Origin of the sequence: Lichenifustis flavocetrariae, assembly GCF_026130545.1 — a bacterium.
Lineage (GTDB): Bacteria > Pseudomonadota > Alphaproteobacteria > Rhizobiales > Beijerinckiaceae > Lichenihabitans > Lichenihabitans flavocetrariae.
The window spans coordinates 78,124-96,914 of the sequence record NZ_JAMOIM010000008.1 but is presented as its reverse complement, the minus strand read 5'-3'; the positions used below and the strand labels follow the sequence as shown (position 1 = coordinate 96,914).

The following is an 18,791-nucleotide window of genomic DNA, read 5'->3' as shown; positions in this document are numbered from 1 at the left end:
GGTCAGCTTCCCCGATAGGTGGAATAGCTCCAGGGCGAGACCAGGAGCGGGACATGATAATGGCCGTGAGGGTCGGCGATGCCGAAGCGCAGGGGAACGACATCGAGGAAGGGAGGTTCGGGGAGGGTCAGGCCTTGCGCTCGGAAATAAGGGCCGACGTGAAACGCGATCTCGTACTGGCCGACCTTGAAGGCGTCACCTTCGAGCAGAGGCGTGTCGGTGCGGCCATCCTGATTGGTCTTCGTGTCGCACAGGACGGTGCGATGCCGTCCATCCTCGAAACGGGAGAGCACCAGAGTGACCCCCGCGGCAGGACGACCCTGCGCTGTGTCGAGCACGTGGGTAGACAGGCGCGGCATGGCTGATCCTTTTCAATAAGGGGTACCTTCGGCCCGCTGCCGACGCAGCGCCTCCGCATACCAGACGAGCTCAGCGATGAACCGCGTCGCGGACTGATCGAGGCGGGCGTCGCTCGCATGACCTTCCTGGTCCAGGGCTTTTCCGATTTCGGGGATCGGCAGCAGCGAGGGGATGCTCGGTGTCCCGAGTTCACCCAGCATGGCCCGCAATTGCATCGCCGCACGCACGCCGCCGTATCGGCCCGCCGAATAGCAGACGATCCCGCTCGGACGCCAGAAATACTCCTCCAGAAAATGGTCCAGCGTGTTGGAGAGAGCGGGCGGGATGGAGTGGTTGTATTCCGCTGACACGACCACGAAGGCATCGGCACGGCGATACAACTGAGCCAACCGCTCAAGCGGCTCGGGCGCCGCTCCGGCCGGATATTCTTTGTACATGCGTTGGAGCAGCGGCAATTGCAGTTCGGCGGGATCGACGAGCGGCGCGGCGTGGCCCGCTTCCGTGAGCCGCCGCATCATAAAGCGGGCCGCACGCAGGCCTTGCCGGCCCTCTCGAACCGTCCCCAGAATAATCGGGATCGTCAAGCTCATCAGGCCCTCCCTTTGCGAGGTGAAGGTGGCCTGAGGATACGTGGCGCGTCAATGCTCTGGAGGCTTTCCGTGGCAGAAGTGGGAGACGCAGGACCAATCGTCAGAGAGGCGCGGAGAGCGAGCTTGCCAGCTTGATCAGGTCGGCCTGGCGCTTTGTACCGGTCTTCTCAAAGATTCGCAGCAGGTGCGTTTTGACCGTGCTGACCGCAAGCCCGAGGGTCGACGAAATATTGCTCTGCGTCTGGCCGCCGACCAGCATTTCGAAGACGCGCGTTTCGGCGGGGGTCAGTGCGTAGAGCAGGGAAAGAGCATCGGCGGGCATTTGTGGTGGAGACGCGGAGGGTGACACGAACACCGCTGCCACAGCGTGCCGGCTGATCGGCCGGGAGAGCTCCGGACGATGCAGCGGCATGACATGGAGAACCACCGGGCTGCCGTTCTCACCGGTCGTGGGAATGCCGGCGCCTCGCGATCGCGACGTCAACATTGTCGTCGCCGCGTTGCGCACCGCCTCGTTCAAAGCGAGGGTTCCAGCCTTGCTCTGCAAGACGAGTTCGCCATCCCGAAGTGCGATCGGGTCTCTCTTATCCAGCATGGCCTTCGCGGCGTCGTTGGCGTGGAGACAGCGAGTGTCGACGTCGACGATCAGAATCGCCGAACTGAGCGTGTCCAAGGTCGCGCCGAATGTCGACGCTTCGATCGTCTTCAGTTCCAGGACCTGGCTGATGGCCACGGCCCGACGGAGGTGCGGCGCCAGCACCCGCAACGAGTCGATTTCAGCATCGCTCACCGCCCCGGCGCTTTCGTGTCGGCCGAGCGACAGGTTGGAGACGGCGACCGCATTGCGCTCCAAACCGACCGCGACGGCATCGATGATGCCTTGCGGCCGCGCCCATTCGACGAAGTACGGGTTGCGATCCAGATCTAGGGACGGCATGGCGCGCGACAGCACGATCGGCTCTTCGAGAGGATATTGCGCGATCCTCTCCATGCCACCCCAGCCATCGGTCACCGCCGTCCCGTAGTTCAGCATACGCGACAACCAATAGTCGTCGACCCCGACAACCACCCCGACCAGGGCCCGCCCGTCAAAGCCGTTGATCGCCAGGATACTGTTCTGGAAATTGAACGCGGCGCCGATCGCCGCAATGGCCTGCGTCCATTTCGCTGGCGCCAGGACGCAGTCGTAAATCGTCCCCACCAGCTCCGATAGGTGCTCCGCCGAATACTGGTAGCGTCCGTTCATGAGGTCTCCGTGCCCTTTCGCCGCTGGGCCGCACCCGCTCTTTGCAGCAATCGTGCCGCGCCTCGCCAAAGCCCGACATCGAGCATGGACCAGCTCTCTCCTGGATCGATGCCCTACAACCCGATCACTCGCAACCCACCTCTCCGCTCGCGTCCGTTCGGACGCCAAGGATTTGCGTGCTTTGCCGCCTGGTCCGGGAGCGGGTCGTGCGGGAACGACAATTTTTCGGGTCACCGGGAATAAAGCGACCCGCGCGCTGGTTGCTTCATTTGCCTTTGCCATCGGTCATGGTGGCAAGGGCCGCACGGGGCTGCCGGCAGCGCTGTACCGATCGGTCGGATTATCGCGCGGTCGACGACCGGCAGTGGCAACTCTGCGCGTTGCAAAGCCTTCATCTGGAGCGTCGCATGCCGCCGGTCTCGTGTTCCGCTCATTGTCGACCGGCGCTCAGATCGTCGCTCGTATCCCTCCGCCGTCGGGATTTCGCCTCGCGGCCATCAAATACATTTTCGAATGCCTCCACCGTTTGGTGGATGTGGAGGGCGAGGATGGATCGCTAAGATTTTCGAGATTCGAATAAAAATTTCGCGCCGTCACGCAGCGCAAATGATCTTGATCTAAATCTCTCTGTTAAATTTGTACTTAATACTATGCTTATTTCGATTGGTATATCTGATGATTACAGAGATAACTCATCCCTTGCAAGCTTATCCCATTAATTTCGGTCCTCTCCAGGACATCGAGGAAGTTGAAACTCACGACCCCGATGGCCCATTCGTTCCCACGGCGAGCAACGGTCCGGATGGTCAAGATCTTAGCGGCCGGCCAAGGCGTGACTATTTCGGTGCCACGTCCCTTTGGCAAGCCCGCCTTTTCGGTCACCTTCAACCGTCGCAGCGACCAGATCTTCAGAACCGAATTCGCAATGGTTGTGGAAAGCATCCGCTAAGCGGCACCCTGTCCGACCCAGGAACCCCGGCCCTCGGTGCACGCGCATGCCGCGAGGGGCAGATTCGACGTCCCCCGAGCGGCTTGCCGCGAATGACGTCGTGATGATCGACCCTGATCTCGCTTCGATATTGACCCAGTTTGCGATCGCCTATGGATGCATGCTGGTCATTCCAGGCCCCAACGCCATCGTGGTTCTACAATCCAGTGGGGAGCGGTCGGCCTTGAAGCCCATCACGGCTGCGGCGGGCGTCGCCACGGGCGCGACGCTCGCGGCGGCCGTCGCGGCATCGAGCGCGGCGGCCCTGCCGCAAGGGGCTGGTATTCGCATCGCCGGGAGTGTGCTTGTCGCCACTATTATGTTCCGCGCGGCATTGCGGCTTTATGCTTTCGCACGATCAAAGCCGGTCCTCCGAGAGCCGCCAGCGCACCGTTCCTGCGTCGAGCCCTTCCTCCTCGGCCTAGCCGCCGCCGCACTGCACCCTCTATCCGTGCCCTATTTCGCGGCGTTTTTCCTTAGTCACGCCTGCACGCGGATCATGATGGTGCTCTCCTGCTGCACCGTATTCCTCATGGCTGGACTGTGGTTCGCCTCGCTCGGCCTGGTGGCAAGCAAGCTACGGAACGTCGCTTGGCCTCCGTTCTGCCGCCGCTCCGGCGGGATGGCTGCCGCCGTGGTTCTGGCGGCCCTGGCCTCGCGATCCTTGTGGCTCGCGATCTCACCCTGAGGACCGGCCAGCATCAGCCGCGTTCCGAAGCCATCGAGAGGCGACTGAGCCGGCTCGTCCCCGCTTACCGATGCCTCGCTGCAGACGTCTCACGTGCGGAGGACGACGCCCCTTAGTGGCCCAGTCCCTTGACGATGTTCTCCACCATCTTCTTGGCGTCGGCGAAGAGCATCATCGTATTGTCGCGGAAGAACAGCTCGTTTTCCACGCCCGCGTAGCCGGCCGCCATACCACGCTTGATAAACAGCACCGTCTTGGCCTTTTCGACGTCGAGGATCGGCATGCCATAGATCGGCGACGCTTTGTCGGTCTTGGCGGCCGGGTTCGTGACGTCATTGGCGCCGATCACGAAGGCCACGTCGGCCTGCGCGAATTCCGAGTTGATGTCTTCGAGCTCGAACACCTCGTCATAGGGTACGTTGGCCTCGGCGAGGAGCACGTTCATGTGGCCCGGCATGCGGCCCGCCACCGGATGAATGGCATATTTGACATCGACGCCTTCCGCCTTGAGCAGATCGGCCATCTCACGCAACGCATGCTGAGCCTGCGCGACAGCCATGCCGTAGCCCGGCACGATGATGACCTTGCCGGCGTTTTTCATGATGTAGGCGGCATCCTCGGCGGACCCCTGCTTCACCGGCCGCGTCTCGACGACACCCGCCCCTGCGGCCGACGTATCGCCCCCGAAGCCACCGAGGATCACGGAGACGAAAGAGCGGTTCATCGCCTTGCACATGATGTAGCTCAGGATCGCACCTGACGAGCCGACGAGCGCTCCGGTGATGATCAACGCCAGATTGCCGAGCGTGAAGCCGATCCCGGCCGCAGCCCAGCCCGAATAGGAGTTCAACATCGACACCACGACCGGCATGTCGGCGCCGCCGATCGGGATGATGAGGAGGATGCCAAGCACGAGGGCATCGATCACGATGAGCCAGAACGCGAGCGGACTGGCCGTGCTGTAGAAAACGGCGATCAGCACCACGAGCGCCGCGGCGAGCGCGATGTTGATGAGGTGCCTCTGCGGCAACATGATGGGCTTGCCCGACATGCGGCCGTCGAGCTTGGCGAAGGCGATGATCGAGCCCGTGAAGGTGAGCGCCCCGATTGCGGCCCCGAGAGACATTTCGATGAGGCTGGGGCCATGGATGGCACCTGGCTCTCCGATGCCGAAAGCTTGTGGCGCATACAATGCGCCCGCCGCGACCACCACGGCCGCGAGCCCCACGAGCGCGTGGAACAGCGCCACGAGTTGCGGCATAGCCGTCATCTGCACGGTGCGGGCCCGCCACGCGCCGATAGAGCCGCCGGCCGCGACACCGATCAGCACCAGAAGGAAAGCTCCGAAATCAGCAGGGGGCCGGTTGATCAGCGTCGTCAGGACCGCGAGGCCCATGCCGAACATACCGAATCTGTTACCCTGACGCGAAGTGGCGGGCGACGAGAGCCCGCGCAGGGCCAGAATAAACAGGATGCCGGAAACGAGATAGAGAAGGACCGCGATATTGTCGCTCATCGCGCTCAGCCCTTCTTCTTGTACATCGACAACATCCGCTCGGTGACCAGAAAGCCACCGAAGATGTTCACGGTCGCGAGGATCAAAGCGATGAAGCCGAAGAGCCGAGCCGCCCACGCGCCGGCCTCATGGCCCGGGATGATCGGAACATCGATGAGGAGCAGCGCGCCGACTACGATCACGGACGAGATGGCGTTGGTCACCGACATGAGCGGCGTGTGCAGGGCGGGCGTCACCGACCACACGACATAATAACCGACGAAGACCGCCATTGCGAAGATCGCCAGACGAAGCACGAAGGGATCGACCGCACCGCCACTCGCGGCATGCACGGCACCACCCGCCATCTCGCCGAGTTGCATCGCATAGGCATGCGCGACATCGGCGGCATGCTGTGCGGCGTCGGCCGCAGCCTGCGCCCGATGGTAGATGTCGTCGGGCGTTTCAGCGATGGCCATGCTGGCGTTTCCCCTTGTTCAAACCCGTTGATCCGAGTCGTTTTGTGTCAGGCGACCTTGGGCAGAAAGTTCGGGTGGATCACGGCGCCGTCGCGCGTGAGACAGGTGGCCCGCACCAGCTCATCATTCGGATCAACCCGAAGGGACTTGGTGTCCTTGTCGATCAGCGTTTCCACAAATGCGAACAGGTTGCGGGCATAGAGGCTCGACGCGGTCGCGGCGAGACGGCCCGCGACATTGAGATAGCCGACGATCTTCACGCCCTCTATCTCCACCACCTCGCCCGGGCGGGACAACTCGCAATTGCCGCCTCGCTCGACCGCGAGATCCATCACCACGGAGCCCGGCCGCATGGAATGCACCATTTCGGCGGTCACCAGCTTCGGCGCCGGCCGGCCGGGGATCAAGGCCGTCGTGATGACGATGTCCTGCTTGGCAATGTGGGCTGCGACCAACGTCGCCTGCTTGGCCTTGTAGGCGTCCGACATTTCCTTGGCGTAGCCGCCTGACGTTTCGGCCTGTTTGAACTCCTCGTCCTCGACCGCGATGAATTTCGCTCCGAGCGATTCGACCTGTTCCTTCGTGGCGGGGCGCACGTCGGTGGCCGTCACGATGGCGCCGAGGCGACGCGCCGTGGCGATCGCCTGAAGGCCTGCAACGCCGACACCCATGATGAAAACCCTGGCGGCCGGCACTGTGCCAGCCGCCGTCATCATCATCGGAAATGCGCGGCCATATTGCTCGGCGGCGTCGATCACGACGCGGTAGCCGGCGAGGTTGGCCTGGCTGGAGAGAACATCCATGACCTGGGCGCGCGTGATGCGCGGCATGAGCTCCATGGCGAAGGCAGTGGCGCCCGATCCGGCCAAAGCCTGGAGCGCCGCTTCTTGACCATAGGGATCCATGATGGCCAGGACCAGGGCACCGGGCTTCAAGCCCGTCAGATCATCAGCGGCGGGACGGCGGACCCGCAGCACGACGTCAGCGCCTTCAAGGACCCCCGACGGAGCGATCTTCGCACCGGCCGCCTCGAAATCCGCATCCCGGATACCGGCCTTGAGGCCCGCACCGGACTGCACCACGACCTCGGCGCCAATCCCTATATATTTGCGAACCATGTCGGGGGTGATGGCGACCCGAGGCTCCGCCGGGTCCGTCTCGCTCGGCACCGCAATGCGCATGTTTCCTCCAGCTGTCCAGGATTTTCAGCCTCGCTCAGAAGAGCGCCGCAGCCCTGTTGTCAGCAAGTGCCGGCGTTCGCCGGCCGTCCACGTCAGACTAAAAAGATGGCAAGGAGGATGATGATCCCGGCGATGACCGCCGTGCCCCATTTGGCCGCAAAGGTGAAACCCCGATACGTTCGCTCATGCTCGGCGTAATCCATATAGCTGCTGTGCATCGGCATATGGTCGGCATCGGCCATTTGAACAGTCCTGGACGGGTTTGGCTGATTAGGCCTTTAGCGCATCCCGCCCGCTGGATCAAATATTGTGCTGAAATCGTGGCGCGTTGGTGGGGCGCCACGTTGGCCTGAGCGGAGGTTGCCGTCAGCCCTTCTTGGCAGCCTTGGCGCGTTCAAGCCCCGCGGTGATCAGCTCCTTGGCCTCAGCCGCATCGCACCACCGGACGATCTTGACCCATTTGCCGGGCTCGAGATCCTTGTAGTGGGTGAAGAAATGCTCGATCTGCTCGATCGTGATGTTGGGTAGATCCGTATAGTTCTTCACATTCTCGTAGCGGCGCGTGAGCTTGGTGGTGGGGACCGCGATGATCTTCTCGTCGATCCCCGCCTCATCTTCCATCATCAGGGCGCCGACAACGCGGCATGCCATGACGGCACCCGGAATGATGGCGCGGGTGTTTGCCACGATCACATCGCAGGGATCGCCGTCATCCGACAAGGTGTGGGGGATGAAGCCATAGTTTCCAGGATAGCGCATCGCCGTGTAGAGGAAGCGATCGACCGTGAGGGCACCGGAGGCTTTGTCCATCTCGTATTTGATGGGCTCGCCGCCGATCGGCACCTCAATCACGACATTGACTTCTTCGGGCGGATTCTTTCCGGAAGATACGGCGTCGAGGTTCATGGTGTTTCTCCCGGGTCTTTGGATTGAGCCGAAACCGGCCGGTTGGAGGCGCGAAGGATGAAATAGTTAGCGCGAAAAAGCGAGCCGCCAAAAATTCGGAAGCACCATCAAGGTCAAATCACTTGTGGATGGCGGGGCGCCGGCTCAGCTGAACCCAAAGGCTACACGGCCGCGAACTTCGTCGCCAAATCGCTCTTCGGCCTTGCGAACAATACGCCCCCCGAGGCGCTCATAAAAAGCCAACGCGCGATCGTTGTCGGCCAGAGCCCACACAAGGACACTCATGTAGCCGTGCTCCGCAAGGTCACGACGCGCGGCTTTGAAGAGCCGCTTGCCGAAACCCAGACCCTGAAACTCGGGTGCCAGATAGATCTCGAAGATCTCGCCACCAAACGGCAACGACGGGACACGATTGCGCCCATAGCTCGCGTAGCCACCAATCGTATCGTCGAAATCCAGGACACAGAGCCGGGTGCCACGCAGGATGGCGGTTCGCCACCAGCGTGGACCTCTGCGGGCTACCATACGCTCTAGCTCGCGTCCCGGAATGATCCCACGATAGGCGTCACGCCAGGACGCGTCATGAACGGCGGCGATCGCCTCAGCGTCGCCCGCTCTTGCCCCACGGATCGTGATGACTCTCTCGACCATCCGACGATGTTAGGGCCGCGCCAAGCTCTCTTGCAAGGCCCACGCTGCGAGAATTTTAGCGTTCGCGACCGCCCTGCCCGGCCGTCTGGTTCTGAGTGCCACTCCCAGGCCGGCGCGCGCGGGCCGGCTGGCCGCTGCGACGGCGATTTTGAGCCTCTTGCCCAGCCGCACCGCGGTGCGCCGCATGGCTGCTGCGATCCGTCGGTCTGCCTCCTTGCGCGTGCCGATGCTGACCGGCCGGCCTCTCGGGCCTGCGCGCCGGCTCCTTCACGCGGGCGCTCTCGACCGCCTGAACCGCGGCAGCGATCGCGGCTTGATCGCCGAGCGGATGCGGCAGAACAGGGATCTGGCGGCGGATCAGCCGCTCGATCGCCCGAAGGTCGCTGCGCTCGTCTTCGCCGACAAGCGAGATCGCAATGCCATCAGCCCCGGCTCGCGCCGTGCGGCCGATGCGGTGGACGTAGCTTTCGGCAATATTCGGCAGGTCGAAATTGATCACATGGGTGACGCCGTCGACATCGATGCCACGCGCCGCGATGTCGGTCGCGACAAGCAGCCGCAGCGTGCCATCGCGAAAAGATGCAAGCGCACGTTCGCGTGCGTTCTGCGACTTGTTGCCATGGATCGCCGCAGCCGAGAGACCGGCGGCTTCAAGGTGTCGGACGATCCGGTCGGCCCCGTGCTTGGTGCGGGAGAAGACGACGGCACGCTCGATCGAGCTGTCTTCGAGCAGCTTGTGCAACGTCGCCTGTTTGGCCCGCGTGGCGCTGTGGATCACACTTTGCTGGATGCGATCGACCGTCGAGGCCACCGGCGTGACGGCAACCTGCTTCGGATTGGTCAACATCGTCGCTGCCAGATCGGCGATCTCGGGGGGCATGGTGGCCGAGAAGAACAGGCTTTGCCGCTGCTTCGGCATGAAGGAGAGCAGTTTCCGAATATCGCGTACGAAGCCCATGTCAAGCATGCGATCGGCTTCGTCGAGGACGAGCAGTTCTACTTCCGCAAGCGTCAGCGCCCGCTGATTGATTAGGTCGAGCAAGCGGCCCGGCGTGGCGACAACCACATCGACGCCATTCGCCATCGCCCGTATTTGCCGGCCGATCGGCACGCCGCCGAATACAACGGTCGTGCTGACCCGGAGAAACTGAGCATAGGCCACAAAGCTCGCTTGGATCTGGCTGGCGAGCTCGCGGGTCGGGGACAGGACAAGCACCCGGCAGGCCTTTGGCGAGGCACGGCGGTTGATCTTCTGGAGATGATTGAGAATGGGCAGCGCGAATGCGGCGGTCTTACCGGTGCCGGTCTGCGCGACCCCGAGCAGGTCATGCCCGGCGAGAATATGCGGAATCGCGCCCTGCTGAATAGGGGTGGGCGAATCGTAGCCCTCGGCGGCAAGCGCCTTGAGCAAGGGCGCGGCGAGGCCGATATCGGCGAATTGTGTCAAGTGGGGGGTGTCTTTCGTAAAAAGGATCGCGATAGTGACGGCGATCAAGGTCCGCTGAAAGCGGAACTGCGCACCCGCCCGAAGCATGTGCCGGGCTGTCGTCCAGTGCGGCCGGTCATCACGGCAGGGGTTCGAAAACCCATCACGCTAGCCCCATGTCTGATCGACATAGATGATGTCCAGGCGGACTTATCGTCGAAGTTATTTGAGAAGTCAAGGAGTTTACGGAAGAGCTTTCGATAAGCAATTCGGGTTCATTGATTATCCTCTGTCAAAAACCAATGCAGCCGGCGGATAATCGATCGAAGGGCGACGAGACATCGGCTCTCTTCGGATTGAACACAATATGGCACAGGGCCTCGTTTCACACCATCGCCGATGATCTCGACCGGTTTGCTCGGCGGCATCGGTGAAGCCTTTGGCGACGCGAATTTTCGAAGCTGGTCCGCTGGCTCGGTCGTCTCCTGGCTCAGCTTTTTCGTTTAAGCGGTCGCGGTCTCCTGGGTCGCCCGGACGTGACCCGCTCAACCCGATGGCTGGCCATGGTTGCCTTGCTGGAGCCGTTCCTATGAGTCTGCTGGCTCGGTTGGGGATGTGTTGGCGGATCGCTACGATCATGCAGATCACCTATGCGTTTGCGACCGCCCAGGCAGCGGTGGGGCAAAGACCCATCCCCCTGTTCGGCTGGCCGGAATAGGTCGTCAACCAACTGGAACGCGTTTCGCGCGATGCGCGCGGCGTTCCCCCCAACGCCTGTACAGCGTGGCAACAAGCCGGTATGCACGACGCACCTCCAGCCCAGCATCCCTGGAAAGGCAGAAATGGCCCAGTTCGAGATCGCCAAAGATCGGATCATCACCGTGTTCGGCGGTTCCGGGTTCCTGGGCCGCTACGTGGTTCGAGCGCTCGCGCAGCGGGGCTGGCGCGTGCGCGTGGCTTCACGTAGGCCGGATCTCGCCTTCCATCTGCAGCCACTCGGCCGCGTCGGCCAGATCCATGCGGTGCAGGCCAATCTCCGCTATCCCGCCTCGGTGTCGGCCGCCATGCGTGGATCGGAGGCGGTCGTAAACCTCGTTGGGATCTTGGCCGAACAGGGGCGCCAGAATTTCGAAGCGGTTCACCTCTTCGGTTCTCGGGCCGTGGCGCGGGCCGCCCAGGATCACGGCATTAAGACATTGGTCCAGATGTCGGCCATCGGCGCTGACCCTCAGAGTGCCTCTGACTACGCCCGCACCAAGGGGAAGGCCGAAATGGCCGTGCGCGAGGCAATTCCCGAAGCCACGGTGATGCGACCCTCGATCCTGTTCGGGCCCGAAGACGATTTCTTCAACCGGTTCGCCGCCCTCGCCCGAATGTCGCCAGTTCTGCCGCTCATCGCAGGCGGGACGACGCGGTTTCAGCCTGCTTTTGTCGGTGATGTGGCCGAGGCCGTTGCACGCGTGATTGAGGGTGTGGGCATGTCCGGCAGCACCTATGAGCTGGGCGGACCGGACATCCGAACCTTCAAGGATCTGCTGACCTACATCTGCGCCGTAACGGGCCGCAAACGGCTGCTGCTTCCTTTGTCATCGAGCCTGGCCTATTATCCCGCTATGGTGTCGGAAGTTGCGAATGGCCTCGCGATGGGCGCGCTTCCGTCGGCGTTTCAGCTCACGCGCGACCAACTGAAGCTGCTCGAAAGCGACAACGTCGTTTCTCCGGCCGCGCAGGCCAGCAATCTGACACTGCAAGGTCTCGGCATCCAACCGCAGTCGATCGAGTCAATCGTCCCAACATACCTTTATCGCTTCCGGAAAAGCGGGCAGTTCGATAAGAACCGGCAGATTGCTTAATCTTTGTGGGTCAAAGCGAGAGAACAGCCCGGTTCGAACTTAAGCTGAGCCATTGAGCTCGATGTATTTCTTTCGGAGCGTATGACTTATTTCGGTTCCCGCCGCGCTGTTAAGCACTTGTTAACCTATTTTGCTCTTTCCTTAACGCGTCATCTTTGTGGGACGTAGCGTCATGGATCAGAGCACAATTCTGGTTGTGGAAGACGATCCGGTGCTCCGCGCATCGCTTACCTTCGTTCTCGAGGAGGGTGGCGTTCCGGCGGTAGGGCTGGCAAATGCCGATGAAGCGCTGGCCTTTCTGCTTGAAGAAGCGGACAATGTCGCTGCTGTGTTGACCGATGTGATGATGCCCGGCACGACGGACGGCCTGCAACTCGCTGGAATGATCGCGCGGCAATGGCCGCATATCATCGTGCTCGTCACGTCGGGACGGGTGAGACCGGTCGAAGACCTGCCGCTCAACGTCCAATTCATTCCTAAGCCTTGGCGCCCATCCCAGGTCATCGCGGCCATTCAGCAGGCGGCTCTAGCGGCCTAGCGGCTCGGTCACCGCCCTTCGCTCTGCAGGGAAGCTACTTTCCCAAGCGGGTTTCCTGTCCAACAAACGCGGCTATGGGTTGATAACAATCCCGATCTGCGGAACAGACCACACGACCGTCCCAGGCTGGTGAAGCTGCGGGCGTCGGACGTGGAGGCGACGGGTGCGCAAAAGCGAATCGATCACGCATCGCAGAGTGCTCGCGCTTGCGCTACCGATGACGCTGTCGCAAGTCACAACCCCTTTGCTCGGCTTTGTCGGGGCAACTGTGATCGGTCGTCTGGGTGACCCGGCATTGCTGGGGGCCGTGGCGCTCGGAGCCGTCGTGTTCGATGTCCTGTTTTGGACATTCGGCTCCCTCCGCATGGCGACAGCTGGGCTTACAGCGCAAGCGGTGGGCCGCGGGGACATGCTGGAGATCGACCTCGTCCTGGCACGGGCCCTGTTGGTCGGCTCGGTGGCCGGCGTTCTGCTCCTCGCGCTGCAAAAGCCAATCGGGGCAGCGGCTTTTACGCTGACCGGAGCCAGTCCTGCCGTTACGAACGCGCTGACCACTTATTTTCGTATCCGCATGTTCGCGGCACCCTTCACCTTCGCGAATTATGCGCTGTTAGGCTCGACTCTCGGGCGAGGGCGTACCGATCTCGGGCTTGTGCTTCAAATCTCGATCAATGCACTCAACCTCATCCTGACGCTTGTGTTTGTCTTGGGCGCCGGATGGGGCATCGCGGGAGCGGCCCTGGCACCTGTCGCGGCGGAGATCGGCGGGGTAGCACTCGGCGTGACCGTAATGCGACATGTGGGCTCACACCCCTTCTCGGTTCGCTGGGCCGCTTTGACCCAACGCGACGCCCTTCTCCGCATGCTGGCGGTGAACCGGGACGTGATGATCCGTACCATCGCCCTGATGCTGGCCTTCGCGGTCTTCGCCAGCATGGGAGCCCGAGCCGGCGACGCCACGCTTGCAGCGAATGCCGTGTTGCAGAACATGTTCGCCATCGGGGGCTATTTTCTCGATGGCTTCGCGACAGCGGCCGAAACGCTTTGCGGGCAAGCCTTCGGGGCCCGAAACGAAGTGGACTTTCGGGCCGCGGTCCGGCTGTCTCTGTTATGGTGCCTCGGCTTCGGTGCGGCGACGGCACTTGTCTTTCTCGCAACCGGACGAATTTTCGTCGGGACCATCACGACGAGCCAGGTGGTACGCGACACCGCGATGGCCTATTTGCCCTATGCGGCTTTGACCCCTCTCGTCGGCGCGGCCGCATTTGCCTTTGATGGCATCTATATCGGGGCGACCTGGACTGCGGCCATGCGCAACCTCATGCTAGTCGCACTGAGCCTTTATCTGGGTATGCTCTTCTGCCTTGGATCCACTGGCAACGCCGGTCTCTGGATGGCGTTCCTCGTCTTTCTCGCGACACGGGGATCAGGCCAAGCCATTCTCTATCCGGGGTTGGTCAGCCGGACATTTGGCCCCTGCCGTGACGTGCAGAAGATCGATCGAGACCGGATCGCCGTGTGAGAAACAAGGTCAGCGACCCGAGGCTCAAGCGCAACCTGATTCTCAACGAGGTGCCGCCTGCAACGCATGTACGATCTCGCTGATCGCATAACCGAGCAAAAGTCCGAGGCCCACGACAATCAACGCCCGGTTCAAAGGAGGAACCTCTCCGCCCATGATTTTGCGACCAATCGACAGGGAGACCGCGTAGGCTAGCGCTGCCCCCAGCAAAAGCGACACGATATCAAGCCCGTCGATCGAACCCATGACAGGCCTCATTTATCTGCAATATCTCAAATCGTGATGCCGGAGGTTATGGAATCAATCAACCCATAAATTCTATTAACGACAACAACTCTGCCGAACGGCATCGGCACAAGCACCGCCAGTCGACGTGCCCTTAAAAACTGTTCATGATGGTCCCGAGGACATTGCACTGGACGGTCTTCAGCTTTCGGCTCAGTTCCGCCATGTCGTTGAAGGTTGACTTGTGTTGCCGCGCCACCAGGATCGCATTGCCGATGCGGGCGCTCACGACGCTCGCATCGGCGAATTCCAACGCCGGCGCCGTGTCGTAGACCACGGCACCAAACTGCGATTGAAACTCCTCGATCAGATCGAAGAAGGCGCCGGAGCAGAGCAATTCCTGCGGGTTCGGGGACACCGAGCCCGCAGTGAGAATGGAGAGCCCGGGTATCACATCCATGCTCGTGGGAACACGGCTCAGATGTTTATGGCGCAACAGTTCCGACAGTCCGATCCCGTTCCTGTCGAGACCGAACATCTGCCCGAGGCGCGGCGATCTCAGGTCCGTCTCAACCAGCAGGGTTGGTAGCGACATTTGCGCGAAGGACAGCGCCAAGTTGGCGGCGATGAATGTCGTTCCGACACCCTTTCGGGCGCCAGCTACCACGAATGACTGATTGTGGGTCGAGCGTGTCGACGCCACCAGCGCGCTGCGAATGGACCTGATCGCCTCGGCGACCGGCCCGAACGGCTCATGTCCAACCACCAACTCGCGGGAAAACCGCTCATTGTGTGGATCGCGATCGATGATCGGGTAGCTGTACTGACGCGACAGCGCCACCAGAAGGTCCTCCTGGCGGACCAACCCTTTCGCAATCGCTGCCTCGGAGAAGGTGAGACCATGACGTCTCTGCCATTCCGTCACCTTGGCGATCTGCCGGGGCGTCAGCTTGCCGGCTTTGACCAACCGATCCCCGAGTTCAGCAACATGCTCCCCGGTGTGGATCTCGAGGTCGTCCCGCTCCGTATCGTCCAAGCCAGCCATCGACATCGCCTATCCTACTCTCACTCTCGCAGCGTTCGGATCTGCGGACAATGCCTCAGCGCTGGGCCGAAGGAAGCGACAAGGAAAAGCCCTTGTCTTTGCTTCGACGGATCGCCTTGCGTCTGACCTTGGCGATCACACCAAGCAGAGGGACATCAGTCGAATAGTTGAGGTCGTTTACAACCCGGATCCGACGATCGAGCGCTTCGGCAATCAAAGCGAAGATCACCCCGAGCCCGAGGCCCGCTCCAAGAGCGAGTCCGGCAACAAGGGGAATTTTCGGAAAGGTCGGTGACGTGGGCGGCGTCGCGTTATCGAGAGTCGTGATATTCGAGAACGACAATTGTCCTTGCATCTTTGCAGAGGCAGCGTTCTTTGACGCAACATCAAGCTGCTCCTGGCGGAAAGCAACCTCACGCTGGAGAGATGCCAGTTGATCGCGTTGAGCCTGAACGTTGATCATCTTGCCGTACTGATCGGAATAGTTGCCCTGCAAGGTATTAATCTGATCCTGCAACGCTTTCATGCGCATCGACGCGGTCCGCCTTATGGTTCCCAACTCGACACTCATCTGCTCTTGTAGAGACTTTTGTGTTGCCAATAGCGCCTGTACTTTTGGATTGTTCGCCCCGAGTTCCGTACGAAGCCTGCCGAGATCCGACGCAACCGAGGCCATCGAACTCTTCAGACTGGTTAGAACGGGAGAGTCCAGGAGCGATGTAGATGCCCCCTGCCCCGAATCGATCGCAGCTAGCTGGCTTTGCAATGTCAACAATTGGGCTTTGGCGCTGGAAAGATCGGTTCCAGTCGAGAGCAGCGGGCTGATATCCGTGTCACCACCTGCTCCAGGCGCAAGAAGTTGAGTATCACGCTGGAACTTCGTGAGCTTGTCACGCGAGGCTTCAAGGTCGGCGCGCATCTTTTCAAGCTGAGGCTCCAACCAGGCCGCAGTCTGTTGCGCGGCCGATACCTTCAGGTCGAGAACCGCATCTTCGAATGAGGCGAGGTATGTATTTGCAACCAAAGCCGCTTGAATTGGCGATGGCGACCGATAGTGAATCTCGATCACATTGGTTCCGTCCATCGACTTGGCGTCGACATTCTTATTAATTGACTGCGCAATCCACTCATTGATGCCCAACTGACCGCTCGCTCCGGACGCGAGATATTGTTGGGTCAGCTGCGGATCACTGGTAAGATTGAGCCGCCGCACGACGTCGGTAGCGATGCGCTGGCTCTCGATCAAAGCCATTAAACCGCCCATCAGGCCGCGGGCCGAGCTCGCACTTGAGTCACCCGTTACCGGATCGGCACGAGCAGTATCGATACTTGCGGTCGCCTTGGCTTCATAGCGCGGCGGCACCACGGCCAGCACCACGGCCGCGCCGACCACAGTCGCCACCAGGCCAATGAGCACAAGCCATAAACGTCGCCAAAGGATCGATAGAATCTGGTTAATCGACATCAGATAGAACCTTGGCTCACGCTGCGGAATGCCATCATTTAGAAGAAACGCTCGTTCACTACCACCGTGTCGTCCGGCCGCACATCATCGTCGAGAGACGCATCGCTTTCGGCGACATGTCCCGAAGCATCCCGACGCCGGATTTTGATCCGCGACTCCGACCCGAGTTCACTGATCCCGCCGCCTGCCGCCAGCGCTTGCTGCACACTCAAACGCCGGGACAAGGGGTATTGCCCAGCCCTGGCGACATACCCATACAGGAAATAAACCGGAGCTGTCTCTACGTAAACTTCATCATTGTTCTGAACGACGATTTGGCTTCCGTTAATCTTACCCGACATGATGTCCTTCAAATCGTAGTGAAAGACCTGCTGACCTCTGCCCGTTGGCCGCCGGATGGTCACAACATTCCCGGCCGTGTCCTTGATCCCGCCGGCACGGGCAAGAACCTGCGTCAGGGTTGTGGGTCGATCGATAGGCAACAGCCCAGGCTGGCTCACGGCTCCTTCTACCGAAATCTGTGCTCCGAAATTCAGGAGAGAGACCAGTACCTGCGGCTGTTTCACCACGTCCGCTCGTTCCAAGGCCGTCTTGATGACGGATGACACCTGATCTTCCGTCATACCGGAAACACGCAAGCGCCCGACGTAAGGGAAGTTGATCGTGCCGTCTTGTTCAACACGCGCCTGCGTATCGAGATCTCCCTGGTTCACGACCTTGATCTGGATGACATCGGATGGAACCAGTCTATGACCGGCCGCCCAGGCTGCATGAGGCCAGATCATCATCAGCGCAGCCAAATGGCTCGCTATCCAAGTTTGCCAACGCATGGTCATCCCGGCCTCGTCCTTGCTATCGGGTGTAGAACAAGCCAACCCTGAAAATATTTGATACCGCATTGAAGCCAGAACGAGAAGTGTCCGTTCGTTCCGCATAGGTATAAGAGGCAGTTGCCGTAACGAGAGGCGTTGCGGAGTATGTTAGGACTGTCGACGCACTTTTGGTGTTCGAATTTGTAAAGATCAGGGGCAAGCCATTTACCGACGACAACGCAGCGCCCGGTGGGGTGCTTTGCGACGTTTGGCTCAGAATTCCCGAGATGCTGATCTTCGGCGAATATCGGTAGTTCAAGGAGAGCGACTGAGCGTCAGTGGTCTGCACATTGGCGATAACGCCTTGAGGCGCACCGACACTCCGCGAGTCGGTGAACGATGCCCCAATCTTCGGCGTCGGCCTGTAATTAATAGAAAACGAATAGACCGGCTCGGTCAAGTCCTTGGCGCCCGCCACCCCGGTCTGGAAAACGGAAAACCCGCCCGACGCGCTCACGTCCAGCTTGGCCGAAAGGATTCGATCATAGAAGAGCTGATAGTCAGTTTGCTGCGTCTGATTGGCCAAGCCAAGATTGGCAGCGCGATTATCGTAGTCCCGTTGCGTAAACGTTATCAACCCGCGAAATGTATCAAGGCTCGACAAGGAATACTCAAGCCCGCCGCTCACGTAGTATTGAGTGCTATTGTTCAAAGCAAACGAAACACCGGTTCCTGCCAGATTGGTACCGCCCGTGTTTTCCAGCCTGCTCACACCTGAACTAAACAACCCAGCTACATGTGCGATCAGGTCACACCGCGCCGTTTGGTTAAAGGAGGTGGTCGTGGTGTTCTCGACACCAAAACCTGCGGTCTGATCAAACTCTGTTTGAGCATTGAGAAACGCGCCGATCAATCGCCCAGAGCAACGATTTGCTACATTAAAGTCCACACCGCCGTTGACACTGTAGTTCTCGGCATCAAGCACCGTATCTTTAAAATAACGCCGAGGCGCGTAGGTTCCGTTGAAAAAGAACGCTTGCGCCCCCATCGGAAAGCGCGATGCGACACTCACGGTCGTATCTGAATAGAAGTCTCCCCGCGACGGCAGCGATCCAAGACCGGCCAGAGCAAGCGAACCGGACGCCGGCAGGTTTCGAACGTTGTCGCTATAGGAGATATTCTGCCCGACAGAGATCCTGAATGGCAGATGATCCACCAGGAACCCCGGGTCGAACAATCGCCAGTTCGGTGACACAACGTCAACATCGGTGGCGGGAGCCGTCAGAGCAGCTTCCGGAATTGAAAGTGTCACGGCATCGGC

The 18,791-nt window shown here is 60.8% G+C and carries 19 protein-coding genes; 4 read left to right on the top strand and 15 right to left on the bottom strand.

Annotated elements, in window-relative coordinates; translation table 11 throughout:
- Positions 1-2: 2 nt before the first annotated feature.
- From uraH to M8523_RS13690, 3 genes are all read right to left on the bottom strand, one after another.
- A complete protein-coding gene (gene uraH / locus M8523_RS13700) occupies positions 3-359 on the bottom strand; it encodes a hydroxyisourate hydrolase (RefSeq protein ID WP_282585437.1) in 357 nt (118 codons plus the stop codon).
- Between the two features lie 12 nt (positions 360-371).
- A complete protein-coding gene (locus tag M8523_RS13695) occupies positions 372-950 on the bottom strand; it encodes an NADPH-dependent FMN reductase (protein WP_282585436.1) in 579 nt (192 codons plus the stop codon).
- 100 nt (positions 951-1,050) lie between these two features.
- Positions 1,051-2,196 (bottom strand): helix-turn-helix transcriptional regulator, encoded by a 1,146-nt coding sequence (locus M8523_RS13690; RefSeq protein ID WP_282585435.1) that lies wholly within the window; start codon positions 2,194-2,196, stop codon positions 1,051-1,053.
- 995 nt (positions 2,197-3,191) lie between these two features.
- Here M8523_RS13690 and M8523_RS13685 point away from each other — a divergent pair.
- Positions 3,192-3,872, top strand: a complete 681-nt coding sequence (locus tag M8523_RS13685; RefSeq protein WP_282585434.1) for a hypothetical protein — start codon at positions 3,192-3,194, stop codon at positions 3,870-3,872.
- A gap of 112 nt (positions 3,873-3,984) precedes the next feature.
- Here the strand turns inward: M8523_RS13685 and M8523_RS13680 are convergent, their stop codons facing one another.
- The 7 genes from M8523_RS13680 to M8523_RS13650 form a co-directional block, all read right to left on the bottom strand.
- Positions 3,985-5,388, bottom strand: coding sequence for an NAD(P)(+) transhydrogenase (Re/Si-specific) subunit beta (locus tag M8523_RS13680; RefSeq protein WP_282585433.1), 1,404 nt, complete (start codon positions 5,386-5,388; stop codon positions 3,985-3,987).
- A 5-nt stretch (positions 5,389-5,393) separates the two neighbouring features.
- Entirely contained in the window at positions 5,394-5,846 is a 453-nt protein-coding gene (locus M8523_RS13675) for a proton-translocating transhydrogenase family protein (RefSeq protein WP_282585432.1), read from the bottom strand.
- Positions 5,847-5,893: 47 nt separating this feature from the next.
- Positions 5,894-7,027: a Re/Si-specific NAD(P)(+) transhydrogenase subunit alpha gene (locus tag M8523_RS13670; protein WP_282585431.1), complete on the bottom strand. Its 1,134-nt coding sequence runs from the start codon at positions 7,025-7,027 to the stop codon at positions 5,894-5,896.
- A gap of 92 nt (positions 7,028-7,119) precedes the next feature.
- Positions 7,120-7,269, bottom strand: a complete 150-nt coding sequence (locus tag M8523_RS13665) for an aa3-type cytochrome c oxidase subunit IV (protein ID WP_282585430.1) — start codon at positions 7,267-7,269, stop codon at positions 7,120-7,122.
- A 124-nt stretch (positions 7,270-7,393) separates the two neighbouring features.
- Positions 7,394-7,933 (bottom strand): inorganic diphosphatase, encoded by a 540-nt coding sequence (gene ppa / locus M8523_RS13660; protein WP_282585429.1) that lies wholly within the window; start codon positions 7,931-7,933, stop codon positions 7,394-7,396.
- A gap of 144 nt (positions 7,934-8,077) precedes the next feature.
- The gene (locus tag M8523_RS13655; protein WP_282585428.1) at positions 8,078-8,584 is read right to left on the bottom strand and encodes a GNAT family N-acetyltransferase; all 507 of its coding nucleotides are present in this window, start codon (positions 8,582-8,584) and stop codon (positions 8,078-8,080) included.
- A gap of 55 nt (positions 8,585-8,639) precedes the next feature.
- A complete protein-coding gene (locus tag M8523_RS13650) occupies positions 8,640-10,031 on the bottom strand; it encodes a DEAD/DEAH box helicase (RefSeq protein WP_282585427.1) in 1,392 nt (463 codons plus the stop codon).
- An 821-nt stretch (positions 10,032-10,852) separates the two neighbouring features.
- Between M8523_RS13650 and M8523_RS13645 the strand changes: the two genes are divergently transcribed.
- From M8523_RS13645 to M8523_RS13635, 3 genes are all read left to right on the top strand, one after another.
- Positions 10,853-11,863, top strand: a complete 1,011-nt coding sequence (locus M8523_RS13645; RefSeq protein ID WP_282585426.1) for a complex I NDUFA9 subunit family protein — start codon at positions 10,853-10,855, stop codon at positions 11,861-11,863.
- Positions 11,864-12,035: 172 nt separating this feature from the next.
- Positions 12,036-12,401 carry a response regulator gene (locus M8523_RS13640; RefSeq protein WP_282585425.1) on the top strand — a complete coding sequence of 122 codons (366 nt, stop codon included), beginning with the start codon at positions 12,036-12,038 and terminating at the stop codon, positions 12,399-12,401.
- 217 nt (positions 12,402-12,618) lie between these two features.
- Positions 12,619-13,923: an MATE family efflux transporter gene (locus M8523_RS13635; RefSeq protein ID WP_282585588.1), complete on the top strand. Its 1,305-nt coding sequence runs from the start codon at positions 12,619-12,621 to the stop codon at positions 13,921-13,923.
- Between the two features lie 42 nt (positions 13,924-13,965).
- Here the strand turns inward: M8523_RS13635 and M8523_RS13630 are convergent, their stop codons facing one another.
- From M8523_RS13630 to M8523_RS13610, 5 genes are all read right to left on the bottom strand, one after another.
- Positions 13,966-14,169, bottom strand: a complete 204-nt coding sequence (locus tag M8523_RS13630; protein ID WP_282585424.1) for a hypothetical protein — start codon at positions 14,167-14,169, stop codon at positions 13,966-13,968.
- 133 nt (positions 14,170-14,302) lie between these two features.
- Positions 14,303-15,199 carry a CpsD/CapB family tyrosine-protein kinase gene (locus tag M8523_RS13625; protein ID WP_282585423.1) on the bottom strand — a complete coding sequence of 299 codons (897 nt, stop codon included), beginning with the start codon at positions 15,197-15,199 and terminating at the stop codon, positions 14,303-14,305.
- Positions 15,200-15,248: 49 nt separating this feature from the next.
- Positions 15,249-16,658, bottom strand: a complete 1,410-nt coding sequence (locus M8523_RS13620; protein WP_282585422.1) for a GumC family protein — start codon at positions 16,656-16,658, stop codon at positions 15,249-15,251.
- Between the two features lie 38 nt (positions 16,659-16,696).
- Positions 16,697-17,494 carry a polysaccharide biosynthesis/export family protein gene (locus M8523_RS13615; protein WP_282585421.1) on the bottom strand — a complete coding sequence of 266 codons (798 nt, stop codon included), beginning with the start codon at positions 17,492-17,494 and terminating at the stop codon, positions 16,697-16,699.
- A gap of 16 nt (positions 17,495-17,510) precedes the next feature.
- Positions 17,511-18,782 (bottom strand): hypothetical protein, encoded by a 1,272-nt coding sequence (locus M8523_RS13610; RefSeq protein ID WP_282585420.1) that lies wholly within the window; start codon positions 18,780-18,782, stop codon positions 17,511-17,513.
- Positions 18,783-18,791: the final 9 nt, after the last annotated feature.